Origin of the sequence: Rhizobium sp. GN54, from assembly GCF_021026345.1 — a bacterium.
GTDB lineage: Bacteria > Pseudomonadota > Alphaproteobacteria > Rhizobiales > Rhizobiaceae > Mycoplana.
This window is the reverse complement of record NZ_JAJNCZ010000005.1, coordinates 318394-338653: the sequence shown is the minus strand read 5'-3', so window position 1 is coordinate 338653 and position 20260 is coordinate 318394. Positions and strand designations below refer to the sequence as shown.

Sequence of the window (20260 nt, the reverse complement as noted above, 5' to 3'; positions counted from 1 at the left end):
CTGAATCGGTCGGGCTGGAATTCCCTGCGGTATTTCTTCAATTTGCTCGTTGACGGGCCTGCCAATTCCCGCTATACGCCGGCCCACAGTTTGGAAAGCCAGTTCCAAGGTTTTCCGATAGTACTCCCGAATTGCTTGGATGACAGGTCGCAGTGACCCGGCACGGCGAAGGTGGAGTTCGCGTCCGGTTTCTGAAGAGAGGCATCCATGGCCAATACGACTTCGGCGAAAAAGGCGACCCGCAAGATCGCTCGCCGCACTGAGATCAACAAGGCTCGCCGTTCGCGCGTCCGCACCTTCGTCCGCAAGGTCGAGGAGGCGCTGGCCGCCGGTGACGCCGCTGCAGCAGCGGCTGCGCTGAAGGCCGCACAGCCGGAACTGATGCGCGCTGCGACAAAGGGCGTCGTCCACGCCAATACCGCGTCCCGCAAGGTTTCGCGACTCGCACATCGCGTAAAGGCGCTTTCTGCCTGATTTACATCTGCAGCTATGCAATTTTGATGGAGCCCGGCGTTTTCGCCGGGCTTTTTCTTTGCCTTTTTGTCGCCGCTATGGTTAATGCGCAAGGCTGTCTCATGTCAGAGGCATGACAGAAAAAAGCAATAAAATTCAGTCATTTATAAGAGGATGACCGCGAAGGGACTACCTGAGGTGGGGGCAATTGCGGCGGACTGAGAGTCAAGAGAATTATTATTTTTTTCGTTTCGCGCTCTCGTTGAGCTGGCCGGTGAAACAAAGCCATTGATTCATAATGGATTCTTCTGAAGAACCCGGTTTCCGAGACAAATTGCGTCAAAGGAGTCAACGGCTGCCCGTTAATTTTGCGGAAAATTCGGCATTGATCTTGCCGTTTGATCCTGCCTAAATGCCTTCCACAGGGGGCGCACACACAAGCGTATAGGAAACGCCAAACACCGCCGTGAATGGCTGGTGCCCGGATGTTTCAACCCTGTGCGGAGTGCATAGCTCCGGTTCATCGGACACCAGAAGCAGGAGACCGGCTGCCCGTTTAGGGTTTCGCCGGAGCGGTCGGGATTTGCCGTTGGTCTGCTTCGTCCCGGTGCTGCTGCGAGGACAGTGGCGGCGGGGTCGGTGGACGGGAGAAGTGAGAGAGTGACGGTCGCGCGATCTGTACGAGGATTTCGCGCTGCCGGATGGGCGGAAGACGGGTGGCCATCGGCCGGCCCGTTCAGGCCCGAGTTTGCTGGTCGCGTTCAGGAGTGGGGCGACGTGACCGGCGAAACCGAGTCCGCGCTGCCGATTGGCTCCGGTAGAGGCGGCTGAGGATGGACCACGCGGCGCCGGCATGACATGCCGGTGCGTCGACTGAACTTGAAAGGCGGCACAATGCAAGTAAATACGGCCACGTCTGTCAGTGCATATTCGAACGGGGACGACGCACTGAAGGCAATCGCAGACGGAAGCGGGAAGCCAGACGAAAAATCCGAAACGCGGCATGACGCTCTCTTCGAACGGGTCAGCGCGCGCCTCAAGGCGCAGGTCGGCCAGGACGTCTACGCCAGCTGGTTCGGCCGGCTGAAGCTCCATTCCCACTCCAAGACCGTCGTCCGGCTCTCGGTGCCGACGACCTTTCTCAAATCCTGGATCAACAACCGCTATCTCGAGCTGATCACGACGCTTTTCCAGCAGGAAGAGCCGGAGATCCTCAAGATCGAGATCCTGGTGCGGACGGCCACCCGCGGCGTGCGCGCCGGCATCGAGGAGGCTGCGACGGCCGTCGAGGCCGCGCCGGCTTCCCAGGCACGTCGTGTCGCCGGCCCGCAGACGGTCGCGCAGGCCGCAGCCGGCATCACGGAAAAGGCGCAGCAGCGCCAGTCGGCGCCCGGCCCGCTGTTCGGCTCGCCGCTCGACCCGCGCTACACCTTCGATACCTTTGTCGAGGGCTCGTCCAACCGGGTGGCGCTCGCCGCGGCAAAGACGATCGCCGAGGCCGGCGCCAGCGCCGTGCGCTTCAATCCGCTCTTCATCCATTCCAGCGTCGGTCTGGGCAAGACGCATCTCCTGCAGGCGATCGCCAATGCCGCGCTCGCCAGTGCCCGCAGCCCGCGGGTCGTCTATCTGACGGCCGAATACTTCATGTGGCGCTTTGCCACGGCGATCCGCGACAACGATGCGCTGTCGCTGAAGGAGACGCTGCGCAACATCGATCTCCTGGTCATCGACGACATGCAGTTCCTGCAGGGCAATTCGATCCAGAACGAATTCTGCCATCTGCTCAACATGCTGCTCGATTCCGCCAAGCAGGTGGTGGTAGCTGCCGACCGCGCCCCCTGGGAGCTGGAATCCCTTGATCCGCGCGTGCGGTCCCGCCTGCAGGGCGGCGTCGCGATCGAGATGGAGGCGCCGGACTACGAGATGCGGCTTGAGATCCTCAAGCGCCGCCTGGAGGTGGCCCGCCTGGAGGATGCCTCACTGGAAATCCCGGCGGAGATTCTCAACCACGTCGCCCGCAGCATCACGGCAAGCGGCCGCGAACTGGAGGGTGCCTTCAACCAGTTGCTGTTCCGGCGCACCTTCGAGCCGAACCTCACCGTCGAGCGTGTCGACGAGCTTCTGGCGCACCTCGTCGGTGCCGGCGAGCCGCGCCGCGTGCGGATCGAGGACATCCAGCGCGTGGTGGCCAAGCACTACAACGTCTCCCGCCAGGAACTGGTCTCCAGCCGGCGCACGCGCGTCGTCGTCATGCCGCGCCAGATCGCCATGTATCTGTCGAAGACGCTGACGCCGCGTTCCTTCCCGGAGATCGGCCGCCGCTTCGGCGGTCGCGATCATACGACCGTGCTGCACGCGGTCCGCAAGATCGAGGACCTGATCGCTTCCGACACGAAGCTGAGCCACGAGATCGAACTGCTCAAGCGGCTGATCAACGAATAGTATCCTTCGCGCCTGGGGGTGCGGCCCTTGAGCCCGGGAGCGCGAGGCCCCGGGCTCTTTTTTATTTCCGGTTGCTGAGCCGGATAGGGGTGCTCAGAAAGATTGCGAATCCGGCTGTTTCGGCGCGCGCCGGCACTGTCGCTCCACGGGGAGCAGCCGGATGAAATCGCCTGCGTGGGCTGGACAGAAGCGACTTGCCCCATATTTCGCAAGGGTGCTGGGCTCCGAGAGCGAAAGGACGATGCAATGGCGAAGAACAAGATCTGCCTGTGGTACGACAAGGATGCCGAGGCCGCGGCCCGCTTCTATGCCGAGACCTTTCCCGACAGCACGGTGGGCGCCGTCATCCGGGCACCCGGGGATTATCCCTCCGGCCAGGAGGGAGACGTGCTGGTCGTCGAATTCACCGTTGCCGGCATCCCCTGCATCGGCCTGAACGGCGGCTCTGCGTTCCAGCAGAGCGAAGCCTTCTCGTTCCAGATCGCAACGGATGACCAGGAAGAAACCGACCGCTACTGGAACGCCGTTGTCGGCAACGGCGGCCGGGAAAGCGAGTGCGGTTGGTGCAAGGACAGGTGGGGCGTGTCTTGGCAGATCACCCCGCGCGTCCTGACCGAAGCGCTGGCGATCGGCGGCGCCGAGGCAAAGCGCGCCTTCGACGCGATGATGACCATGAAGAAGATCGACGTGAAGGCGATCGAGGCGGCCCGGCGCGGCTGAGGCACCGTCTCTTCTCCCTCAGATGCGGCAGGGTGGCGCTCAGCAGGCGAGGTCCGCGACAACCGCATCGAGGATCAGCATGCCGGCGGGCGTGCAGCGCAGGCGTGAATTGCCGAGGCGCTCGATGAAGCCGTGGTCGATCAGGAACTGCTCGCGGTCGGGGTCCGGGCCGCGGCCGGCGAGCGTCTGCCAGCGCACGAGGTCGACGCCCTCGGTCAGGCGCAGGCCCATCAGGAGCAGTTCGTCGGCCTGTTCGGAAAGGGCCAGAACCTCCCGGTCGACCATGCCGTGCCCTTCCGCCTCGACCCGGCCGAGCCAGGTCTCGGGATGGCGCTCCGTCGCGGTCGCGATCTTGGCATCGCCCGCAGACAGACGGCCATGGGCACCGGGGCCGATGCCGACATAGTCGCCGTAGCGCCAGTAGGTGAGGTTGTGCCGGCTCTCCGCGCCCGGCCGGGCGTGGTTGGAGACCTCGTAGGCGGGCATGCCCTCGCGGGCGGTGATCTCCTGCGTCGCCTCATAGAGGATCGCCGACTGCTCGCCATCCGGCACCACCAGCTTGCCGGCCTTGTGCAGACCGTAGAAGGGCGTTCCCTCCTCGATGGTCAACTGGTAGAGCGACAGATGATCGACGGCATAGGACACGGCCTGCTTCAGTTCCGCGTCCCACTCGGCGACCGTCTGGTTCGGCCGGGCGTAGATCAGGTCGAAGGACATGCGCGGGAAAATCTCGCGCGCCAGCCGGATCGCCTTCAGCGCGTCGTCGACGTCGTGCAACCGCCCGAGGAACTTCAGGTCGCGGTCGTTGAGCGCCTGCACGCCGAGAGAGACCCGGTTGACGCCGGCCGCCCGGTAGCCGCGGAAGCGCTCGGCCTCGACGCTGGAGGGGTTCGCCTCCATGGTGATCTCGATGCCGTCTGGCAGGTGCCAGTGGCGGCCGATACCCGAAAGGATCGCGTCCACGGTCGAAGGCTGCATCAGCGACGGCGTGCCGCCGCCCATGAAGATGCTGGTGACGGTGCGCGGGCCGGTCAGCCGCCGCATCGTCTCCATCTCCGCCAGGAAGGCAGCGACGAAACGATCCTGGTCGACCGGCTGGTGGCGGACATGGCTGTTGAAGTCGCAATAGGGGCACTTGGCGGCACAGAAGGGCCAATGCACATAGACGCCGAAGCCGGGATCCAGCGGATCGCCGGTGACCGGCTGCCTCGGTGCAAAGGGGGTGACCGCCGTCATCGGTGTGCCTTCAAGCGTCCAGGCAGGTTTCGACGAAGCGCTTGAAGGCGCGGGCCCGGTGCGACAGGGCGACCGCGTCGCCGGGCTTCCAGCCATGCTTCTCCTGCGCGCTCATCTCTCCGAAGGTCACCGCGTGGCCTTCCGGCTGGAACACCGGGTCGTAGCCGAAGCCCTGGCTGCCGCGCGGCGGCCAGACGACCGTGCCCTCGATCTCGCCGCGGAACATTTCGGTGTGTCCGTCCGGCCAGGCCAGGCAGAGCACGGAAACGAAGCGGGCGCTGCGGTCCGCCGGTGCCGTGGCGCCCTTCTGCGAGAGCGCCTCTTCCACCTTGCCCATCGCCATGGCGAAGTCGCGGCTGCCGTCTTCCTTCTCCGCCCAGTTGGCGGTGTAGACGCCGGGGGCGCCGCCGAGCGCGTCGATCACGAGCCCGGAATCGTCGGAGAGCGCGGGAAGCCCCGCAGCCTTGGCCGAGGCCAGCGCCTTGATCGCCGCATTTTCCTCGAATGTCGTGCCGGTCTCGTCCGGTTCGACGAAGTTCAGGTCGGCGGCGGATTTCGCGGTGAAGCCGAGCGGGCCGATCAGGTCGCGGATCTCGCTGATCTTGCCGGCATTGTGGCTGGCGACGACGATCGTCCGGGTATCGAGCTTGCGCATGTCTGTTCCTGTCAGGTCGTATCCCCGGGGTCTACGCCCCAGAGGCCGGGTTCGGCGCATTCGAGGCTGTTTCCGGCGGGGTCGCGGAAATATATGGAGCGGGCGCCGTTCGGCCAGCGGAAATCGGCCTCGATGGCGATCCCCGCTTCTTTGAGCTTTTCCACCCAGAAATCAAGCGCTGCGGCCGATGCGCGGAAACAGACGTGGCCTTGTCCCGTCATTCCGTGTGCCGGCACCGGGAATGCCTCCGGAGCCGGGGGCACCACCGTTTCTTCCGGGTTGAAGATCAGAAGCACGCCCTGGCCGCAGCGGTAGAAGACGTGGCGGTTCGCGTGCCGGGTGATCTTCTCCAGCCCCAGCAGCCCGCCGTAGAAGGCCTCGGCCGCATCCAGGTCCCCGGCATAGAGCGCGGTCTCGAGGATGCCACCGAGAGGATGCTGCAGGTCGGCCATCGTCTCCTCCTGTCCTTCTCCCCGTAAGCCGAAAGAAGGTGCCCGAAGGGCGGATGCGGGGCAAGGGGGCTGCCAGCCCCCGCCTCTCAGGCGATCGCCTGCTTCTGCATCTCGACGAGATCGGCGATGCCGGCCTTGGCGAGCGCCATCAGGCTTGCGAACTCCTCGTCGGTGAAGGGCTTGCCCTCGGCCGTTCCCTGGATCTCGACGATGCCTCCCGAGCCGGTCATGACGAAGTTCGCATCCGTCTCGGCGGCGGAATCCTCCAGATAGTCGAGGTCGATCACCGACTGGCCGGCGAAGATGCCGCAGGAGATCGCCGCGACATGGTCCTTCAGGACCTTCTCGACCTTGATCATGCTGCGGGTTTCCATCCATTTCAGGCAGTCGTTGAGGGCGATCCAGGCGCCGGTGATCGAAGCCGTGCGCGTACCGCCGTCGGCCTGGATGACGTCGCAGTCGATGGTGATCTGCCGCTCGCCGAGGGCCGTGAGGTCGACGACGGCGCGGAGCGACCGGCCGATCAGGCGCTGGATCTCCTGCGTGCGGCCACCCTGCTTGCCGGCGGCCGCCTCGCGCCGCATCCGCTCGCCGGTGGCGCGCGGCAGCATGCCGTATTCGGCGGTGACCCAGCCCTTGCCGCTGTTTCTCAGCCACGGCGGCGTCTTTTCCTCCAGGCTGGCGGTGCAGAGTACGTGGGTGTCGCCGAACTTCACCAGGCACGAGCCTTCCGCATGCTTGGAGAAGTTGCGCTCGAAGGAAATCTTGCGCATCTGATCGGTCTTTCTGCCTGACGGCCGCATCGTGTACTCCGTGTTCTCTTGAAATCTGCGGCTGCTTCTAGCGCATCGGCCGGAGAATCGAAATCGATTTCGATCCGGCCGATGCGTCATTCGGTCAGGCCAGTGGGAGAGGTACTGCCGGAGCGGCGCGATTTCAGGGTATTGCCGCCGGCCGCGAGCGCAATTGTCCTTGTGCGGGCCCCGGGCGCACCCCTATATTCGGGCTTGGTGACAACGTTTGTATGATCGGCATGGTACTGAGGACTCCCGTGGATACGGACATCTATGCGGCGCTTGACGAGCGGGCGGGCGAGATTTTCCGGCGGATCGTCGAGAGTTACCTGGAGCGCGGCGAGCCGCTCGGATCCCGCAACCTTTCCCGCATCCTGCCGATATCGCTTTCGCCGGCATCCGTGCGCAATGTGATGGCCGACCTCGAGGCGCTGGGGCTGATCTATTCGCCGCATGTCAGCGCCGGGCGGTTGCCGACGCAGATGGGCCTGCGCTTTTTCGTCGATGCCTTCATGCGCGTGGGCGGTGTCTCCGACGAGGACAAGGCCTCGATCGAACGCCACGTCCATCGCCCGGGCCACGGCCAGAGCGTCGAGACGATGATGACCGAGGCGAGCAGCATGCTGTCGGGCGTGTCGCGCGGCGCCGGCATCGTCATCACCACCAAGAGTGATTCCGTCCTCAAGCATGTGGAGTTCATCAGGCTGGAGCCGACCAAGGCGCTGGTCGTGCTCGTCGGCGAACACGACCAGGTCGAAAACCGCATCATCGACCTTCCGGCCGGCACCACCAATTCGCAGCTGACGGAGGCTGCCAACTTCCTCAACGCCCATCTGGCGGGCAATACCATCCTGGAGGCACGCACCAAGCTCGATCGGCTTCGCCAGACCGTCCGCCAGGAACTGGACCAACTGTCGCAGGACCTCGTCGAACGCGGCCTTGCCGTGTGGTCCGGCGGCAACGACGCGTCGAACCCGACCCGGCTGATCGTGCGCGGGCGGGCCAATCTGCTGGAGGGGTTGGCCGGCGCCGAGGATGTGGACCGGCTGCGGATGCTGTTCGACGACCTGGAGAAGAAGGACAGCCTGATCGAACTCCTGGATCTCGCCGAGACCGGCCCGGGCGTCCGCATCTTCATCGGCTCTGAGAACAAGCTGTTCTCGCTCTCGGGCTCGTCGCTGATCGTGGCGCCCTACCGGGACGGCGAGGAGCGGATCGTGGGCGCCGTCGGCGTGATCGGGCCGACGCGGCTCAACTACTCGCGCATCGTGCCGATGGTGGATTACACCGCGCAACTGATGTCCCAGCTTTCCCGTTGACGCCGGAGTGTGCCGCGCAAGGGGCGGCGATTTTACCGAGTTCGGCGAAGAGCCTTGATTTTTTCGCCACGAAGCTCGATATCCGCCTCAACTCCCTCTTGATGTCCGCACAGGTTCGAACTGTGCGGACAGTCGGGAGATGAAGGAGCGCTGCGCCGCCATGAGGGTGTGCCGGCCTGCTCCGTCCGTTCAACCCATGCGTGGCCCGGAGCATCGCGATCGATCCCGGGACATGCCGCTTTCTCAATCCGGAGAAAATCATGACCGACGATACCAGCAAGCACGCCCCCGAAGCCGCCAATGACGAGGCCGAGATTGCCGCTGTGTCGCCAGAGACCGAAGTCGCGGAGGCAGAAGCCGATCCGGTCGACCAGCTCAAGGCAGAGAACGCCGATCTGCGCGACAAGTACCTGCGCCTTGCCGCCGAGATGGACAATCTGCGCCGCCGTACCGAGCGTGACATCAAGGACACCAAGTCCTATGCGATTTCGGGCTTCGCACGAGACATGCTCGCGGTTTCCGACAATCTGCGCCGCGGCCTCGAGGCCATCCCGGCCGACGCCCGTGAAGCCGGTGACGCCGGCCTGTTGGCGCTGATCGAAGGCGTGGAGATGACCGAGCGCTCGATGCTGTCGGCGCTGGAGCGTCACGGCGTCCGCAAGCTCGAGCCGATCGGCGAGAAGTTCGACCCCAACTTCCATCAGGCCATGTTCGAGGTGCCGAACGCGGAGGTGCCGCACGGCACCGTTCTGCAGGTGGTGCAGGACGGCTACAAGATCGGCGACCGCGTCCTGCGGCCTGCCATGGTCGGTGTTTCCAAGGGTGGCCCCAAGCTCGCCGCCGGCGGAGACAAGCCCGACCAGGCCTGAGCCCGGCGAAATCGGCGATCGACATCTTCCAACCCGGCAACCTCGCGGCTGCCGGGTTTCTTCTTTTCTGGATCCGGGGGAGGGTGGCCGGGAGATCGGCCGTCAATGGATCGGCAAAAAAAGAAAACCGGCGCGCCACAAGGCCGCCGGTTTTTCCTGTCTTCCTGTCGCCGGTCAGGGCGAGAGCCGCCGACCGTCGGGCACGTTCACGCACGCAAGCACACCTTCAGGGAAGAACGCCGGCGCGCTCCCTTTTGCGTGCGTCTGTCCGGCGGCCCGATCAGGCGGCGTTGGCCTGTTCCTCGCTCAGGCAGGCGTAGATCGCCGTGGCCGAATCCGAAGACCGCAACTTCGCCACCATGGCCGGATCGCGCAGCACCCGGGCGATGCGCGAAAGGGCCTTGAGGTGATCGGCGCCCGCGCCTTCCGGCGCGAGCAGCAGGAAGACCAGGTCGACCGGCTGGTCGTCCAGGGCTTCGAAGTCCACGGGCGTCTCCAGGCGGGCGAAGAGGCCGGTGATCTGATCCAGTTCCTTGAGCTTGCCATGCGGGATGGCGATGCCGTTGCCGACCCCTGTCGAGCCGAGACGCTCGCGCTGGAGGATGACATCGAATATCTCGCGCTCCGGAAGTCCGGTGATCTTCGCCGCTTTTATTGCCAGTTCCTGAAGTAGCTGCTTCTTCGAATTGGCTTTCATAGCCGGAATTATCGCACTCTGCTGCAGCAAACCTGCCAATGCCATTCTTCTGTCCTCGTGAGCCGCAGTGAAGGATTGAAGCGGAAAGCGCCCAGCCCCCGGACGCTTTCCCCTGCCACTTTAGCCTTTGATATTGGCTGCATCTATCCAGCCAATATTTCCGTCGTTTCGTCTGTAGACGATGTTGAGTTGCTCCTGCCCGACGCTGCGGAAGAGCAGAACCGGTTCGTCCGTCATGTCGAGCGCCATGACGGCGCTCGCAACGGACATGGTCTTCAGCTTCTTCGTGCTTTCCGCAACGATCGTCGGCGCGTAGTCGGCCGGAAGTTCATCCGTGTCGTCCGGTATGGCATCCACGACGGCGTAGGCGACTTCCGCATAGGCGTCATGGCCGTTTCCGTTGTGGTGGTCCTTGAGCCTGCGCTTGTAGCGGCGGAGGCGCTTCTCGATCCGATCGGAAGCCGCGTCGAACGCGATAATCGGATCGTTCGCCTCGCCGTTTGCCTGCAGGGCGGCACCCGTGTCGAGGTGTACCTTGCAGTCGGCGCTGAATCGCGAACCGGATTTTTCCACGGTGACCTGGCTCGAATATCCTCCATCGAAATACTTGGTGACGGCCGCCCCGATCTGCTCTTCAATTCGCAGCCGGAAAGCATCGCCGATTTCCATATGTTTGCCGGATACACGCACACTCATGGAGCTTCCTCTCAGATTGTGATTTGCGTGTCACAGTCTATTCCAACCGGACCCGTCATCCAAGCACTTCACGCGAGCACCATATTTTCGCCTGTCGTACCGGGGAAAACGGGCATACCAGATCCGGCCTGTCTTCTCGCTGGAATTGGGGCGGGCATCTATCCCTTCCTTTCCCGAGAGTCAACAGCACCGGCCGGATCAGGCCGGACACATTCTCGCCATCAATGACAACGGCGCAAATGAAAATTGGATCCATCGGCCGGTGCCGATCTTTGCCGCCGCGGCAGGAGTGAGCCCGCAGGTCGCGTTAACGCCTTGGTTTACATCGACCTTCTGCGGTGCCGGCCGGCACCCGTCGCCAGCCACGAATGTGTGAGCTGACGGTGAAGGCCCTGCGCGGACCTTCACGTCGATTTGTTCGGCAGGAGGAATTATGGCGAGGTCGCCGCAGGCGTCAGAATCCGGCAGCCTTGGCCAGCGCTCGCTTCTCCCGCCGGCGCTGGACGGAGGAGGGGATGTTCATCGCTTCGCGGTATTTCGCGACCGTTCGTCGGGCGATGTCCACGCCGCCCTTCTTGAGGATATCCACGATGTCGTCGTCGGAAAGGACCTCTTCCGGCGTTTCCTGGGCGATCATCGTGCGGATCCGGTGGCGCACCGATTCCGCCGAATGCGAATCGCCGCCGCCGGAGGCGCCGATGGACACGGTGAAGAAGTATTTCAGCTCGAACAGGCCACGGGGCGTCAGCATGTACTTGTTCGACGTCACGCGGCTGACGGTCGATTCGTGCATCTTGATGGCGTCGGCGACCGTCTTCAGGTTGAGCGGCCGCAGATGGTCCACACCGTGCATCAGGAAGGCGTCCTGCAGGCGGACGATCTCGGTCGCCACCTTCATGATCGTCTTGGCCCGCTGGTCCAGGCTCCGCGTCAGCCAGTTGGCGTTCTGCAGGCATTCGTTGAGAAAGGCCTGATCGTCGCTCGCCCGGTCGGACCGGCGCGAGACGGAGGCATAGTACTCGTTGTTGACCAGGACGCGCGGCAGCGTCTCGGGATTGAGCTCGACGATCCAGCTTCCGTCCGGCGCGGTCCGCACGACGATGTCGGGAACGACGGATTCGCTGACGCCCGCCTGGAAGCGCGTCCCCGGCTTTGGATCGAGCTTGCGGATCTCGGCCAGCATGTCGATCAGGTCTTCCTCGTCGACGCCGCACAGGCGCTTCAATGCGGCGAAGTCGCGGCGGGCGAGAAGCTCGAGATTGCCGATCAGCGCGGCCATCGCCGGATCGAAGCGGTCGCGGGCGCGAAGCTGGATCGCAAGGCATTCGGCAAGCGTGCGCGCGAAGACGCCGGGAGGATCGAACTGCTGCAGCACATCGAGCACGCGCTCGACCTCCTGCAGCGGCTTTCCGAGCTTCAGTGCGGTCTCCGCGAGGTTCGAACTCAGGTAACCGGCCTCGTCCAGCTGGTCGATCAGGTGCCCGGCGATCAGCCGGTCGACGGCAGCGGTGAGCGAAAACGGAACCTGGGCCTCGAGGTGGTCGCGCAAAGTGGTGCGCCCGGCGATGAACTCGTCGAGATCGTAGCCCTCGCCGTCGCCGTCTCCCGCCCCCGGCATCGACTTCCACTGCCCGAGCAGTTCCGGCGCGTCCGCCGTCTTCGGGCCGGCATCGTCGGGGAACACGTTCTCCATGCTGGTATCGAAGGATTCCGCCATGGTTTCGGTCCGGCCCGCCGTCGCCGAATCGTAGAGGTCGCCGGCGTAGCCGTCCGCGGCTGGCTCGCTTGCAGCAGGGCGCTCCTCGTTGACGGAGTAATAATCGCTCTCGGCATGGGCGACATCGCTGCCGCGCGCGGCGTCGTCGCCCGACACGAGTTCAAGCAGGGGATTGCGCTCGACCTCGTTCTCGATGAACTGCGTCAACTCCAGATGTGTCATCTGCAGCAGCTGGATCGACTGCATCAGTTGCGGCGTCATCACCAGAGACTGGCTTTGCCGTAGAAGAAGGCTGGCTGCGAGTGCCATGCGGACGCTCATACTCCCTGACGCCGTCACATGTCGCTCGAAACTCAACAAGGACGCCGCACGCAAGCGCTCTCCTCTGCAGAAATCGATGCCGATCTCCGCAACGGACGATGCGCAGTTCACAATTCTGTTGCCGCCTCTGAGCGCCCTCCAAGGGCTGCGCGGTGCAGCATACACCCAGCCGCCCTTCCAAAACCGGTCCCGCAAGGGCCGTGCCGCGGTGTTGGTTCCGGGTCGACGGACCTCAGGTCCCACCCGGAATTTCAGGCTGGCCCAAAAATTGCTTTTTTATCGGATTTGGTCAAGCAGCCGTTGCGCGATAAGGTGAATTTCGTCGCCTCCGCGGCGGCGGAAGCGCGAAATTGTCGCGGCATGACCTGCTTTTGCGCGAGCCTTGTCGACATCACCCGTGGAAATCTGGTAGCGCGGCGAAAACCCGCGAATGCGAACCCGAAAGCCTAAAGGCTGAAATTGTCGCCCAGATAAAGGCGGCGCACGTCGGGATTGGCGACGATGTCGTTCGCGCGGCCGTGGGTCAGCACCTCGCCGGCATGAATGATGTAGGCGCGGTCGATCAGGCCCAGCGTCTCGCGGACATTGTGGTCGGTGATCAGCACGCCGATGCCGCGCGACGTCAGGTGGCGCACCAGCGCCTGGATGTCGGCGACGGAGATCGGGTCGACGCCGGCGAAGGGTTCGTCGAGCAGCATGAAGGTCGGGTCGGTGGCGAGCGCACGGGCGATCTCGAGCCGGCGGCGTTCGCCGCCCGAAAGGGCGATCGCCGCCGATTTGCGCAGGTGCGAGATCGAAAATTCGGCAAGCAGGCTATCGAGCTTGCGCTCGCGGCGCGCCCGGTCGCGGTCGTGCACCTCGAGGACGGCGCGGATGTTCTGTTCCACTGTCAGTCCGCGGAAGATCGAGGCTTCCTGCGGCAGGTAGCCGACGCCGAGACGGGCGCGGCGATACATCGGCATGGTCGTGACGTCGTTGCCGTTGAGCTCGATCGTTCCCTCGTCCACCGGCACGAGCCCGGTGATCATGTAGAAACAGGTCGTCTTGCCGGCGCCGTTGGGACCGAGCAGCCCCACCGCCTCGCCTCTCCGCACGACGAGCGACACGCCGTTGACCACGCGCCTGCCGCCATAGCTCTTCGTCAGGTTGCGGGCGATCAGGGTGCCTTCATAGCGCGACGTATCGGCCGTGCGCCGGATCAGCGGCTCGGCCTTCTTGACGCGGCGCGACATGCGGGAGAGGGAAACAAGGGACACGGGCGTCGTCAGTTCGTGGTTTTGCGGGACTTGGGATCGAGCTGTATCATGACCCTGCCGCCGCAGGCATCGAGCTTGGCTTCGCCCGTGCGCATCAGCACGGTGAGCTGGCAGCCGACGAACACGTTCTTGCCCTCCGAAAGCACCACCTTGTCGCCCTTCAGCACGAACACCTCGTCGATGAGGTTGAAGGTGCCGGTATCGGCGGTGGCTTCCTGCGTGCCCGACTGGAGGAGCACCTTGTCGGCGACTTCGATCTTCTCGATGTCGGCATCGCCGCTCGAGATCGAGCCACCGCTCTGGGCCGTGTAGTGCACCACCATGCTGCCGGCCTGCAGGGTCGTGGTGCCCTGTACGACCTTGACGTTGCCGGTGAACTGGGCGGTGTTGGATTGCTGCTGGATCTCGAGCTTGTCGCTCTGGATCTGGATTGGCTGGTCGTTGGACAGCTGAAGCCCCTTCAGCTGGCTCTTCGTTTCCTGCGCGCCGGCGGTCGTTGCGGCCAGCAGGAGACCGGCTGCGAGAAGCGGCAGGATGGCATGTCTTTGCGCGGGTTCAGAAAATGCGGACATCGTGGCCCTACTTCTCTCTGTTGCGGATAGCGGCGGGATCGACATTGACGACGACGTCTCCCTCGAAGACGACGGTTCGCCCTTTATCCGTCATTCGCAGCGACTGCGCAACAATCGAAGCTTCCTTGGACTGGATGGTGACGGGCTGCTGGGTCGACATGCGGCCGCCGTTGATGTCGAGATGGGCATCGCGGAAGGCGGCCTCGAGGCCGGTATTGAGGCGAATGGTGAAGGGCGCGGTCATGTCGAGGATATTGCGGCCGCGGTCGTAGATGCCGGTGACGGCGTCGACCTGCGCGATCATCTTCTCGTTGACCGGCATCTGCGCCTTGATGTTTTCCAGCTGGATGATGTCCGGGTTCTTCATGTCCTGCAGCGCCCGGTCGGCCTTCATCGAGTAGCTGATGCCGTCCCGGTTGCGGCCGGCGATGGCGGGATTCTTCATCACCACCTTGCCGTCCTCGATCGTGGCGCTTTCGACGTCGAGCTCGTCGGGAAGATAGGTGCTGACGATGGAGACGACGGCGAAGACCGCCGCGATGAAGAGGCCGATCACGGGCAGTGCGATCTTGAGCACGCGCACGCGCGCCGAATGACGTGCCGCCCGACGGTATGCCTCCGTCATGCGGCCCTCCGGCTGTCCAGCGTGATGCGTCTCTGCGACTGTTGTCAGCATTGGCCTTGTTCGATGTCTGCGGCCCCAAGGCCCGTGCCGGCGCAGTCGCCTGTGCCCCGAACCATAGTAACGCGCCCCATATGGCAATTATTCCAGAGGAAACAATGGATGTGTTAAATTTGATGCGAATGATTTGCCATCTGCCCGGCTAATGCCATATCGATGAGGCATTTGGCAAATGGCGCCTTCGCCGTCGGCCACGAAAAATTACCGCACGGGGAATTTGCAGATGGATCAGTCCGCCATAGCCGATCGCCGGCAATTGCGCCGCAAGCTCACTTTCTGGCGGGTCGCCGCCGTTCTGCTCGTGGCGGCCGCGGCCTTCGTGGCGGTGGCTGTCAACTGGGAAACCGGCGCCGGCCAGAGCCACATCGCCCGGGTGAAGATCAGCGGCGTCATCCAGGACGACACCGAGCTTCTGGAGCGGCTGGAGCGGATCGAGCGGAACGACCGCGTCAAGGCGCTCGTGGTATCCATCACCTCGCCGGGCGGGACGACCTATGGCGGCGAGGTCATCTTCAAGGCGCTGCGCAAGGTGGCGGAAAAGAAGCCGGTCGTTGCCGACGTGCGCACGCTTGCCGCCTCCGCCGGCTACATGATCGCCACCGCCGGCGACACGATCATCGCCGGCGAGAGCTCGATCACCGGCTCGATCGGCGTGATCTTCCAGTATCCGCAGATCAAGCCGCTGATGGACAAGCTCGGCGTCTCGCTGGACGAGGTGAAGTCGGCGCCGCTGAAGGCCGAGCCCTCTCCGTTCCATCCGGCGAGCGAGGAGGCCAGGGCGATGATCCGCCGCATGGTCGACGACAGCTTCGCCTGGTTCGTCGATGTCGTTGCCGACCGCCGCAAGCTGCCGCGCGAAGACGTGCTGCGGCTGGCCGACGGCAGCATCTATACCGGTCGACAGGCGCTGCAGGCCAAGCTCGTCGACAAGCTCGGCGGCGACGACGAGATCCGCGACTATCTCGAGACGCGCGACGTCAGCCGCCGCCTTTCCGTCGTCGACTACGAGCCGCCGCGGCGCTCGGGCCTGTTCGGCATCGGCATCGATTCCGCCGACTTGCTGAAGGGTCTGCTCGGACTCGACGTCGGCCCGTCCGAGGCAATCGAAAAGCTCGGGGGCGAAAAGTTGTTCCTTGACGGTCTTGTCTCTGTTTGGCAGGTTGGACGTGATTGAAAAGACACGCGTTTTGAGGGGACAACAGTGATCAAGTCAGAATTGGTACAGATCGTCGCCGCTCGCAATCCGCATCTCTATCACCGCGACGTGGAGAACATCGTCAACGCGGTGCTGGACGAGATTTCCGATGCGCTCGCCGCCGGCAACCGGGTCGAGCTGCGCGGCTTCGGTGCCTTTTCGGTCAAGAACCGCCCGTCGCGTTCCGGCCGCAACCCGCGCACCGGCGACAGCGTCTTCGTCGAGGAGAAGTGGGTACCCTTCTTCAAGACCGGCAAGGAACTGCGCGAGCGGCTCAACCCCAATCACGTGGACGACGACGCCGATTGATGTCGGCGTCGCGCCGCGGTCCATCGACAGTTCCGTATGCGGGAGGCGGCCCCATGGTCAGAAAAGTTGTCAACATCGTCGTGCTGGTGCCGGTCGCGATTGTGCTCGTCGTGCTCTCGGTCGCCAACCGCCAGCCGGTGCGCATGGCGCTGAACCCGTTCCGGCCGGACGATTCGGTCCTGTCGCTGACGGCGCCCTTCTTCGTCTTCCTCTTCCTGGCGCTGCTGCTCGGCATGGTCATCGGCGCCGTCGCCACCTGGATCAGCCAGCACAAGTACCGCAAGCGTGCCCGCGTCGAGGCGACCGAGGCGGTCAAGTGGCACACCGAGGCCGACAAGCAGAAGGCCCGCGCCGAAACGCTGGCGTCGCAGACACAGCCCGCCTCGCAGGCCGCGTTGGCGGCGCCAAAGTAGGAAGCTGAAGCTAACCGCAGCGTTGTGCCGCCGCCGCCCTCATCCGGCGCTGCGCGCCACCTTCTCCCCGACGGGGAGAAGAGGGAATTGTTGCTCGGCCCCGTCCGGATCACGTCCGTCACATGCGTTTTCTGCCTGGATCAGACGTCGCATGTCCGAAATCTCAGCGACTCCGCCCGGCTACGGCACAACGTCGCGTTCCCTCTTCTCCCCAGCGGGGAGAAGGTGGCGCGCAGCGCCGGATGAGGGGGTTCCGCGCACTCTGTGCCCGCCACCGCCCCTTTTCCGACGAGGCTCCTACGCGACACCGCCGTTCAGCCGGGTGCCGAGGTCGGCGAAGAACTGCGCGGCGAGCTTCTTCGAGGTGGAATCGATCAGGCGGGAGCCGAGCTGGGCCAGCTTGCCGCCGATCTCGGCGCGGACCGTATAGGCCAGCAGCGTCTCGGCGCCCTCGTCGGTCAGCTTCACATCCGCTCCACCCTTGGCGAAGCCGGCAATGCCGCCCTTGCCTTCGCCCGCGATCGTATAGCTTTCCGGCGGATTGAGGTTCGACAGCGTCACCTCGCCCTTGAAGGTCGCGGAGACCGGCCCGATCTTGATCTTGACGGTGGCCTCGAGTTCGGTCGGCGACGTCTGGGTCAGCGACTGGCATCCGGGAATGCAGGCCTTCAGCGTCTCCGGGTCGTTCAGCGCGGCCCAGACGGCCTCGCGCGGGGCGGCGATGCGCTCCTCACCTGTCAAGTCCATGGCGTTTCTCCTCCTGAACCGCTCGCTTGGTTTATCGCAGATCGGAAAGCGCTTTGCCAAGTGGGAGAGGGGTGCTATTTGGTCTCGCTTTCCCGCGGATCTGCGTCCGCTTTCCAAAAAAAGAACCAGACGGACCGCGACGTGAAGGACAGAAACCGCCGGCAGAAGAATGGCCCCGCTGCAACGGGAGCGGCGCGCGCAGGCGATCGCGTCCGGCCGGCTGCCAAGGCCGCTGCCAAGCCGGATGCGAAGGGCGGCCCGAAGCATCCGGGTGCGGCGGCGCGGTCCCCTGCAAAGCCACGCAGCGTCGCAGCCGACACGGTGCGCACCCGCCCGCAAAAGGTGGCCGAGCAACCCTCCGAGCCGCAACGCCCGGTGAGAGTGCATGCCGGCGAAAAGCCGGCCGAACGGGTTCCGGTCATCCTCGAGACGGCCGGCACCGACGACTACCGGCTGATCGACAGCGGCGCCGGCGAAAAGCTCGAGCAATACGGGCCCTACCGGATCGTTCGGCCCGAAGCGCAGGCCCTTTGGCCGCGCAGCCTGCCGGCGCATGTCTGGGACCGGGCGGATGCCGTCTTCACCGGCGATACCGACGAGGACGGCATGGGGCGCTGGCGCTTTCCCGGCGCGGCGCTTGGCGAAACATGGCCGATGCGGCTGCTGGATACCGATTTCTACGGCCGTTTCACCGCCTTCCGCCATGTCGGCGTCTTTCCCGAGCAACTGGCCCACTGGAGCTGGATGAAGGCGCGGATCGAGGCCTCCGGCCGGCCGCTGAAGGTGTTGAACCTCTTCGGCTATACCGGCGTCGCCTCGCTGGTGGCCGCCGGCGCCGGCGCCGAGGTCACCCATGTCGACGCCTCGAAGAAGGCGATCGGCTGGGCGCGCGAGAACCAGGCGCTCGGCCGCGGCGAGAAGCTGCCTATCCGCTGGATCTGCGAGGATGCGATGAAGTTCATCCTGCGCGAGGAGCGCCGCGGCAGCCGCTACGACATCATCCTCGCCGATCCGCCGAAATTCGGCCGCGGCCCGAACGGCGAGGTCTGGCAGCTGTTCGAGGGCCTGCCGCTGATGCTCGACATCTGCCGGGAGATCCTGTCGCCGAAGGATGCGGCCCTGGTGCTGACGGCCTATTCCATCCGGGCGAGCTTCTATTCGATCCACGAGCTGGTGCGCGAGACCATGCGCGGCCGCGGCGGACTGGTCGAATCCGGTGAACTGGTCATCCGCGAGGGCGGCCTCGACGGCAGCGTGCCCGGCCGCGCCCTTTCCACGTCTCTCTTCAGCCGGTGGACTTCCTGATGAGCGAGCGTCACGAACACGACAGGGGCCCGCACCGCGTGGGTCAGGTCAAGGAGGTGACGAGCCTCGCCAATCCGATCGTCAAGGACATCAAGGCGCTCGCCCAGAAGAAGACGCGCGACGAGACGAAGACGTTCATGGCCGAGGGGCTCAAGCTCGTGATCGACGCGCTCGAGCTCGGCTGGGCCATCCGCACGCTGGTCTATGCCAAGGCGGCCAAAGGCAAGCCGCAGGTGGAGCAGGTCGCTGCGAAGACGTTTGCCAGGGGCGGACTGGTGCTGGAGGTCAGCGAGAAGGTGATGTCGGCCATCACCCGGCGTGACAATCCGCAGATGGTGGTGGGCGTCTTCGAGCAGCGCTACACGCCGCTGAAGGACCTGCGCCCGGACGCCGGCGAGACCTACGTGGCGCTCGATCGCGTCCGCGACCCCGGAAACCTCGGCACCATCATCCGCACCGCCGACGCGGCCGGCGCCTCGGGCGTCATCCTCGTCGGCGACACCACCGATCCGTTCTCGCTGGAAACGGTCCGCGCGACGATGGGATCCGTCTTCGCCATGCCCGTCACCAGGGCCTCCGTGGCCGATTTCCTGCGCTGGAAGAAGGAGGCAGGCGTGAAGCTCGTCGCCACGCACCTGGCCGGCGCCGTCGACTACCGCACGATCGACTACAAGGGGCGGCCGGTCGTCCTCCTGATGGGCAACGAGCAGGCCGGCATTCCCGACGAACTGGCGCACGCAGCCGACGCGCTCGCGCGCATCCCCCAGGCCGGCCGCGCCGACAGCCTCAACCTGGCGATCGCGACCGGCATCATGCTGTTTGAGGCCCGCCGCCACCTCCTGTCCCTGGACGGCTCCGAATGAACGATCGCATCCCGCTGTTTTCCAGGCCGGTCCCGGTCGCCGTCTTCATCGTGCTTGCGGTGCTGGTTGACCAGCTCGTGAAATTCGCCGTCGAAGCCTGGCTGCCGTTTCAGCAGGCGGTGCACGTCGTGCCGATGCTGGCGCTCTATCGCACCTACAATTACGGCGTCGCGTTCTCTATGCTGTCGGGCATGGAGGACTGGTTCATCGTCGGCCTGCGCCTCGTGGTCGTTGCCTTCGTCAGCTGGCTCTGGTGGCAGACGCCGAAGGCGAGGGGCGTGGCGCATGCGGGCTATGCGCTGATCTTCGCCGGCGCGATCGGCAATCTCATTGATCGCTTCCTCTACGGATACGTGATCGACTACGTGCTGTTCTACACCTCGACTTGGTCGTTCGCCGTCTTCAACCTCGCCGACAGCTTCATCACCATCGGTGCCGGCCTCATCCTGCTGGACGAGCTGTTGCTGGTGCGACGGCGCAAGGCGCCGGCCGATCGTTAAAATGCGAGCGGTTTGCTGAAGCGGTTCTGAACGCTTGGCGTGCTATC

At 64.6% G+C, this 20260-nt stretch carries 22 protein-coding genes; 11 read left to right on the top strand and 11 right to left on the bottom strand.

Annotated elements, in window-relative coordinates; translation table 11 throughout:
• Positions 1 to 207: 207 nt before the first annotated feature.
• The 3 genes from rpsT (at position 208) to LQK81_RS16465 (ending at position 3615) form a co-directional block, all read left to right on the top strand.
• Positions 208 to 474, top strand: coding sequence for a 30S ribosomal protein S20 (rpsT, locus tag LQK81_RS16475; RefSeq protein WP_230807448.1), 267 nt, complete (start codon positions 208 to 210; stop codon positions 472 to 474).
• A gap of 873 nt (positions 475 to 1347) precedes the next feature.
• Positions 1348 to 2895, top strand: coding sequence for a chromosomal replication initiator protein DnaA (gene dnaA, locus LQK81_RS16470; RefSeq protein ID WP_230807447.1), 1548 nt, complete (start codon positions 1348 to 1350; stop codon positions 2893 to 2895).
• 246 nt (positions 2896 to 3141) lie between these two features.
• Positions 3142 to 3615 (top strand): VOC family protein, encoded by a 474-nt coding sequence (locus LQK81_RS16465; RefSeq protein ID WP_230807446.1) that lies wholly within the window; start codon positions 3142 to 3144, stop codon positions 3613 to 3615.
• A 39-nt stretch (positions 3616 to 3654) separates the two neighbouring features.
• Here the strand turns inward: LQK81_RS16465 and hemW are convergent, their stop codons facing one another.
• The 4 genes from hemW to rph form a co-directional block, all read right to left on the bottom strand.
• Positions 3655 to 4851: a radical SAM family heme chaperone HemW gene (gene hemW / locus LQK81_RS16460; RefSeq protein ID WP_230807445.1), complete on the bottom strand. Its 1197-nt coding sequence runs from the start codon at positions 4849 to 4851 to the stop codon at positions 3655 to 3657.
• A gap of 10 nt (positions 4852 to 4861) precedes the next feature.
• Positions 4862 to 5506 (bottom strand): RdgB/HAM1 family non-canonical purine NTP pyrophosphatase, encoded by a 645-nt coding sequence (rdgB, locus tag LQK81_RS16455; protein ID WP_230807444.1) that lies wholly within the window; start codon positions 5504 to 5506, stop codon positions 4862 to 4864.
• A gap of 11 nt (positions 5507 to 5517) precedes the next feature.
• Positions 5518 to 5958 carry a VOC family protein gene (locus tag LQK81_RS16450; RefSeq protein ID WP_230807443.1) on the bottom strand — a complete coding sequence of 147 codons (441 nt, stop codon included), beginning with the start codon at positions 5956 to 5958 and terminating at the stop codon, positions 5518 to 5520.
• Positions 5959 to 6044: 86 nt separating this feature from the next.
• Positions 6045 to 6761, bottom strand: coding sequence for a ribonuclease PH (rph, locus tag LQK81_RS16445; protein WP_230807442.1), 717 nt, complete (start codon positions 6759 to 6761; stop codon positions 6045 to 6047).
• A 230-nt stretch (positions 6762 to 6991) separates the two neighbouring features.
• On the opposite strand from rph, the gene hrcA reads away from it, so the two are divergent.
• Together hrcA and grpE are read left to right on the top strand one after the other, a co-directional pair.
• Complete coding sequence (gene hrcA, locus LQK81_RS16440) at positions 6992 to 8071, top strand: heat-inducible transcriptional repressor HrcA (protein WP_230807441.1); 1080 nt, start codon at positions 6992 to 6994, stop codon at positions 8069 to 8071.
• 260 nt (positions 8072 to 8331) lie between these two features.
• The gene (gene grpE, locus LQK81_RS16435) at positions 8332 to 8940 is read left to right on the top strand and encodes a nucleotide exchange factor GrpE (RefSeq protein WP_230807440.1); all 609 of its coding nucleotides are present in this window, start codon (positions 8332 to 8334) and stop codon (positions 8938 to 8940) included.
• Positions 8941 to 9220: 280 nt separating this feature from the next.
• On the opposite strand, the gene ptsN is transcribed toward grpE, so the two are convergent.
• The 6 genes from ptsN to lptC all read right to left on the bottom strand — a co-directional run bounded on the left by ptsN (position 9221) and on the right by lptC (position 14824).
• Complete coding sequence (gene ptsN / locus LQK81_RS16430; RefSeq protein ID WP_230807439.1) at positions 9221 to 9682, bottom strand: PTS IIA-like nitrogen regulatory protein PtsN; 462 nt, start codon at positions 9680 to 9682, stop codon at positions 9221 to 9223.
• Positions 9683 to 9757: 75 nt separating this feature from the next.
• Complete coding sequence (gene hpf, locus LQK81_RS16425) at positions 9758 to 10333, bottom strand: ribosome hibernation-promoting factor, HPF/YfiA family (protein WP_230807438.1); 576 nt, start codon at positions 10331 to 10333, stop codon at positions 9758 to 9760.
• A gap of 454 nt (positions 10334 to 10787) precedes the next feature.
• Positions 10788 to 12359, bottom strand: coding sequence for an RNA polymerase factor sigma-54 (rpoN, locus tag LQK81_RS16420; protein WP_230807437.1), 1572 nt, complete (start codon positions 12357 to 12359; stop codon positions 10788 to 10790).
• Between the two features lie 458 nt (positions 12360 to 12817).
• Positions 12818 to 13603, bottom strand: a complete 786-nt coding sequence (gene lptB / locus LQK81_RS16415) for an LPS export ABC transporter ATP-binding protein (protein WP_183802572.1) — start codon at positions 13601 to 13603, stop codon at positions 12818 to 12820.
• A gap of 32 nt (positions 13604 to 13635) precedes the next feature.
• The gene (locus LQK81_RS16410; protein ID WP_230807436.1) at positions 13636 to 14199 is read right to left on the bottom strand and encodes an LptA/OstA family protein; all 564 of its coding nucleotides are present in this window, start codon (positions 14197 to 14199) and stop codon (positions 13636 to 13638) included.
• Between the two features lie 7 nt (positions 14200 to 14206).
• Positions 14207 to 14824 (bottom strand): LPS export ABC transporter periplasmic protein LptC, encoded by a 618-nt coding sequence (gene lptC / locus LQK81_RS16405; protein WP_230807435.1) that lies wholly within the window; start codon positions 14822 to 14824, stop codon positions 14207 to 14209.
• Positions 14825 to 15104: 280 nt separating this feature from the next.
• Between lptC and sppA the strand changes: the two genes are divergently transcribed.
• The 3 genes from sppA to LQK81_RS16390 are packed head-to-tail and all read left to right on the top strand — an operon-like array spanning position 15105 to position 16798.
• Complete coding sequence (gene sppA, locus LQK81_RS16400) at positions 15105 to 16055, top strand: signal peptide peptidase SppA (protein WP_230807434.1); 951 nt, start codon at positions 15105 to 15107, stop codon at positions 16053 to 16055.
• A gap of 27 nt (positions 16056 to 16082) precedes the next feature.
• Positions 16083 to 16385 carry an integration host factor subunit beta gene (locus tag LQK81_RS16395; RefSeq protein ID WP_230807433.1) on the top strand — a complete coding sequence of 101 codons (303 nt, stop codon included), beginning with the start codon at positions 16083 to 16085 and terminating at the stop codon, positions 16383 to 16385.
• A 53-nt stretch (positions 16386 to 16438) separates the two neighbouring features.
• Entirely contained in the window at positions 16439 to 16798 is a 360-nt protein-coding gene (locus LQK81_RS16390) for a DUF1049 domain-containing protein (RefSeq protein WP_230807432.1), read from the top strand.
• Positions 16799 to 17095: 297 nt separating this feature from the next.
• Here the strand turns inward: LQK81_RS16390 and LQK81_RS16385 are convergent, their stop codons facing one another.
• The gene (locus LQK81_RS16385; RefSeq protein WP_230807431.1) at positions 17096 to 17545 is read right to left on the bottom strand and encodes an SRPBCC family protein; all 450 of its coding nucleotides are present in this window, start codon (positions 17543 to 17545) and stop codon (positions 17096 to 17098) included.
• 141 nt (positions 17546 to 17686) lie between these two features.
• On the opposite strand from LQK81_RS16385, the gene LQK81_RS16380 reads away from it, so the two are divergent.
• Genes LQK81_RS16380 through lspA form a run of 3 tightly spaced genes read left to right on the top strand, consistent with a single transcriptional unit; the run spans position 17687 to position 20213 of the window.
• Complete coding sequence (locus LQK81_RS16380; protein WP_230807430.1) at positions 17687 to 18850, top strand: class I SAM-dependent rRNA methyltransferase; 1164 nt, start codon at positions 17687 to 17689, stop codon at positions 18848 to 18850.
• A complete protein-coding gene (locus LQK81_RS16375) occupies positions 18850 to 19713 on the top strand; it encodes a TrmH family RNA methyltransferase (protein ID WP_442967147.1) in 864 nt (287 codons plus the stop codon). Before LQK81_RS16380 ends, LQK81_RS16375 begins: the two co-directional genes overlap by 1 nt.
• Positions 19710 to 20213, top strand: a complete 504-nt coding sequence (gene lspA / locus LQK81_RS16370) for a signal peptidase II (RefSeq protein ID WP_230807429.1) — start codon at positions 19710 to 19712, stop codon at positions 20211 to 20213. The genes LQK81_RS16375 and lspA overlap by 4 nt, the downstream gene beginning before the upstream one ends.
• Positions 20214 to 20260: the final 47 nt, after the last annotated feature.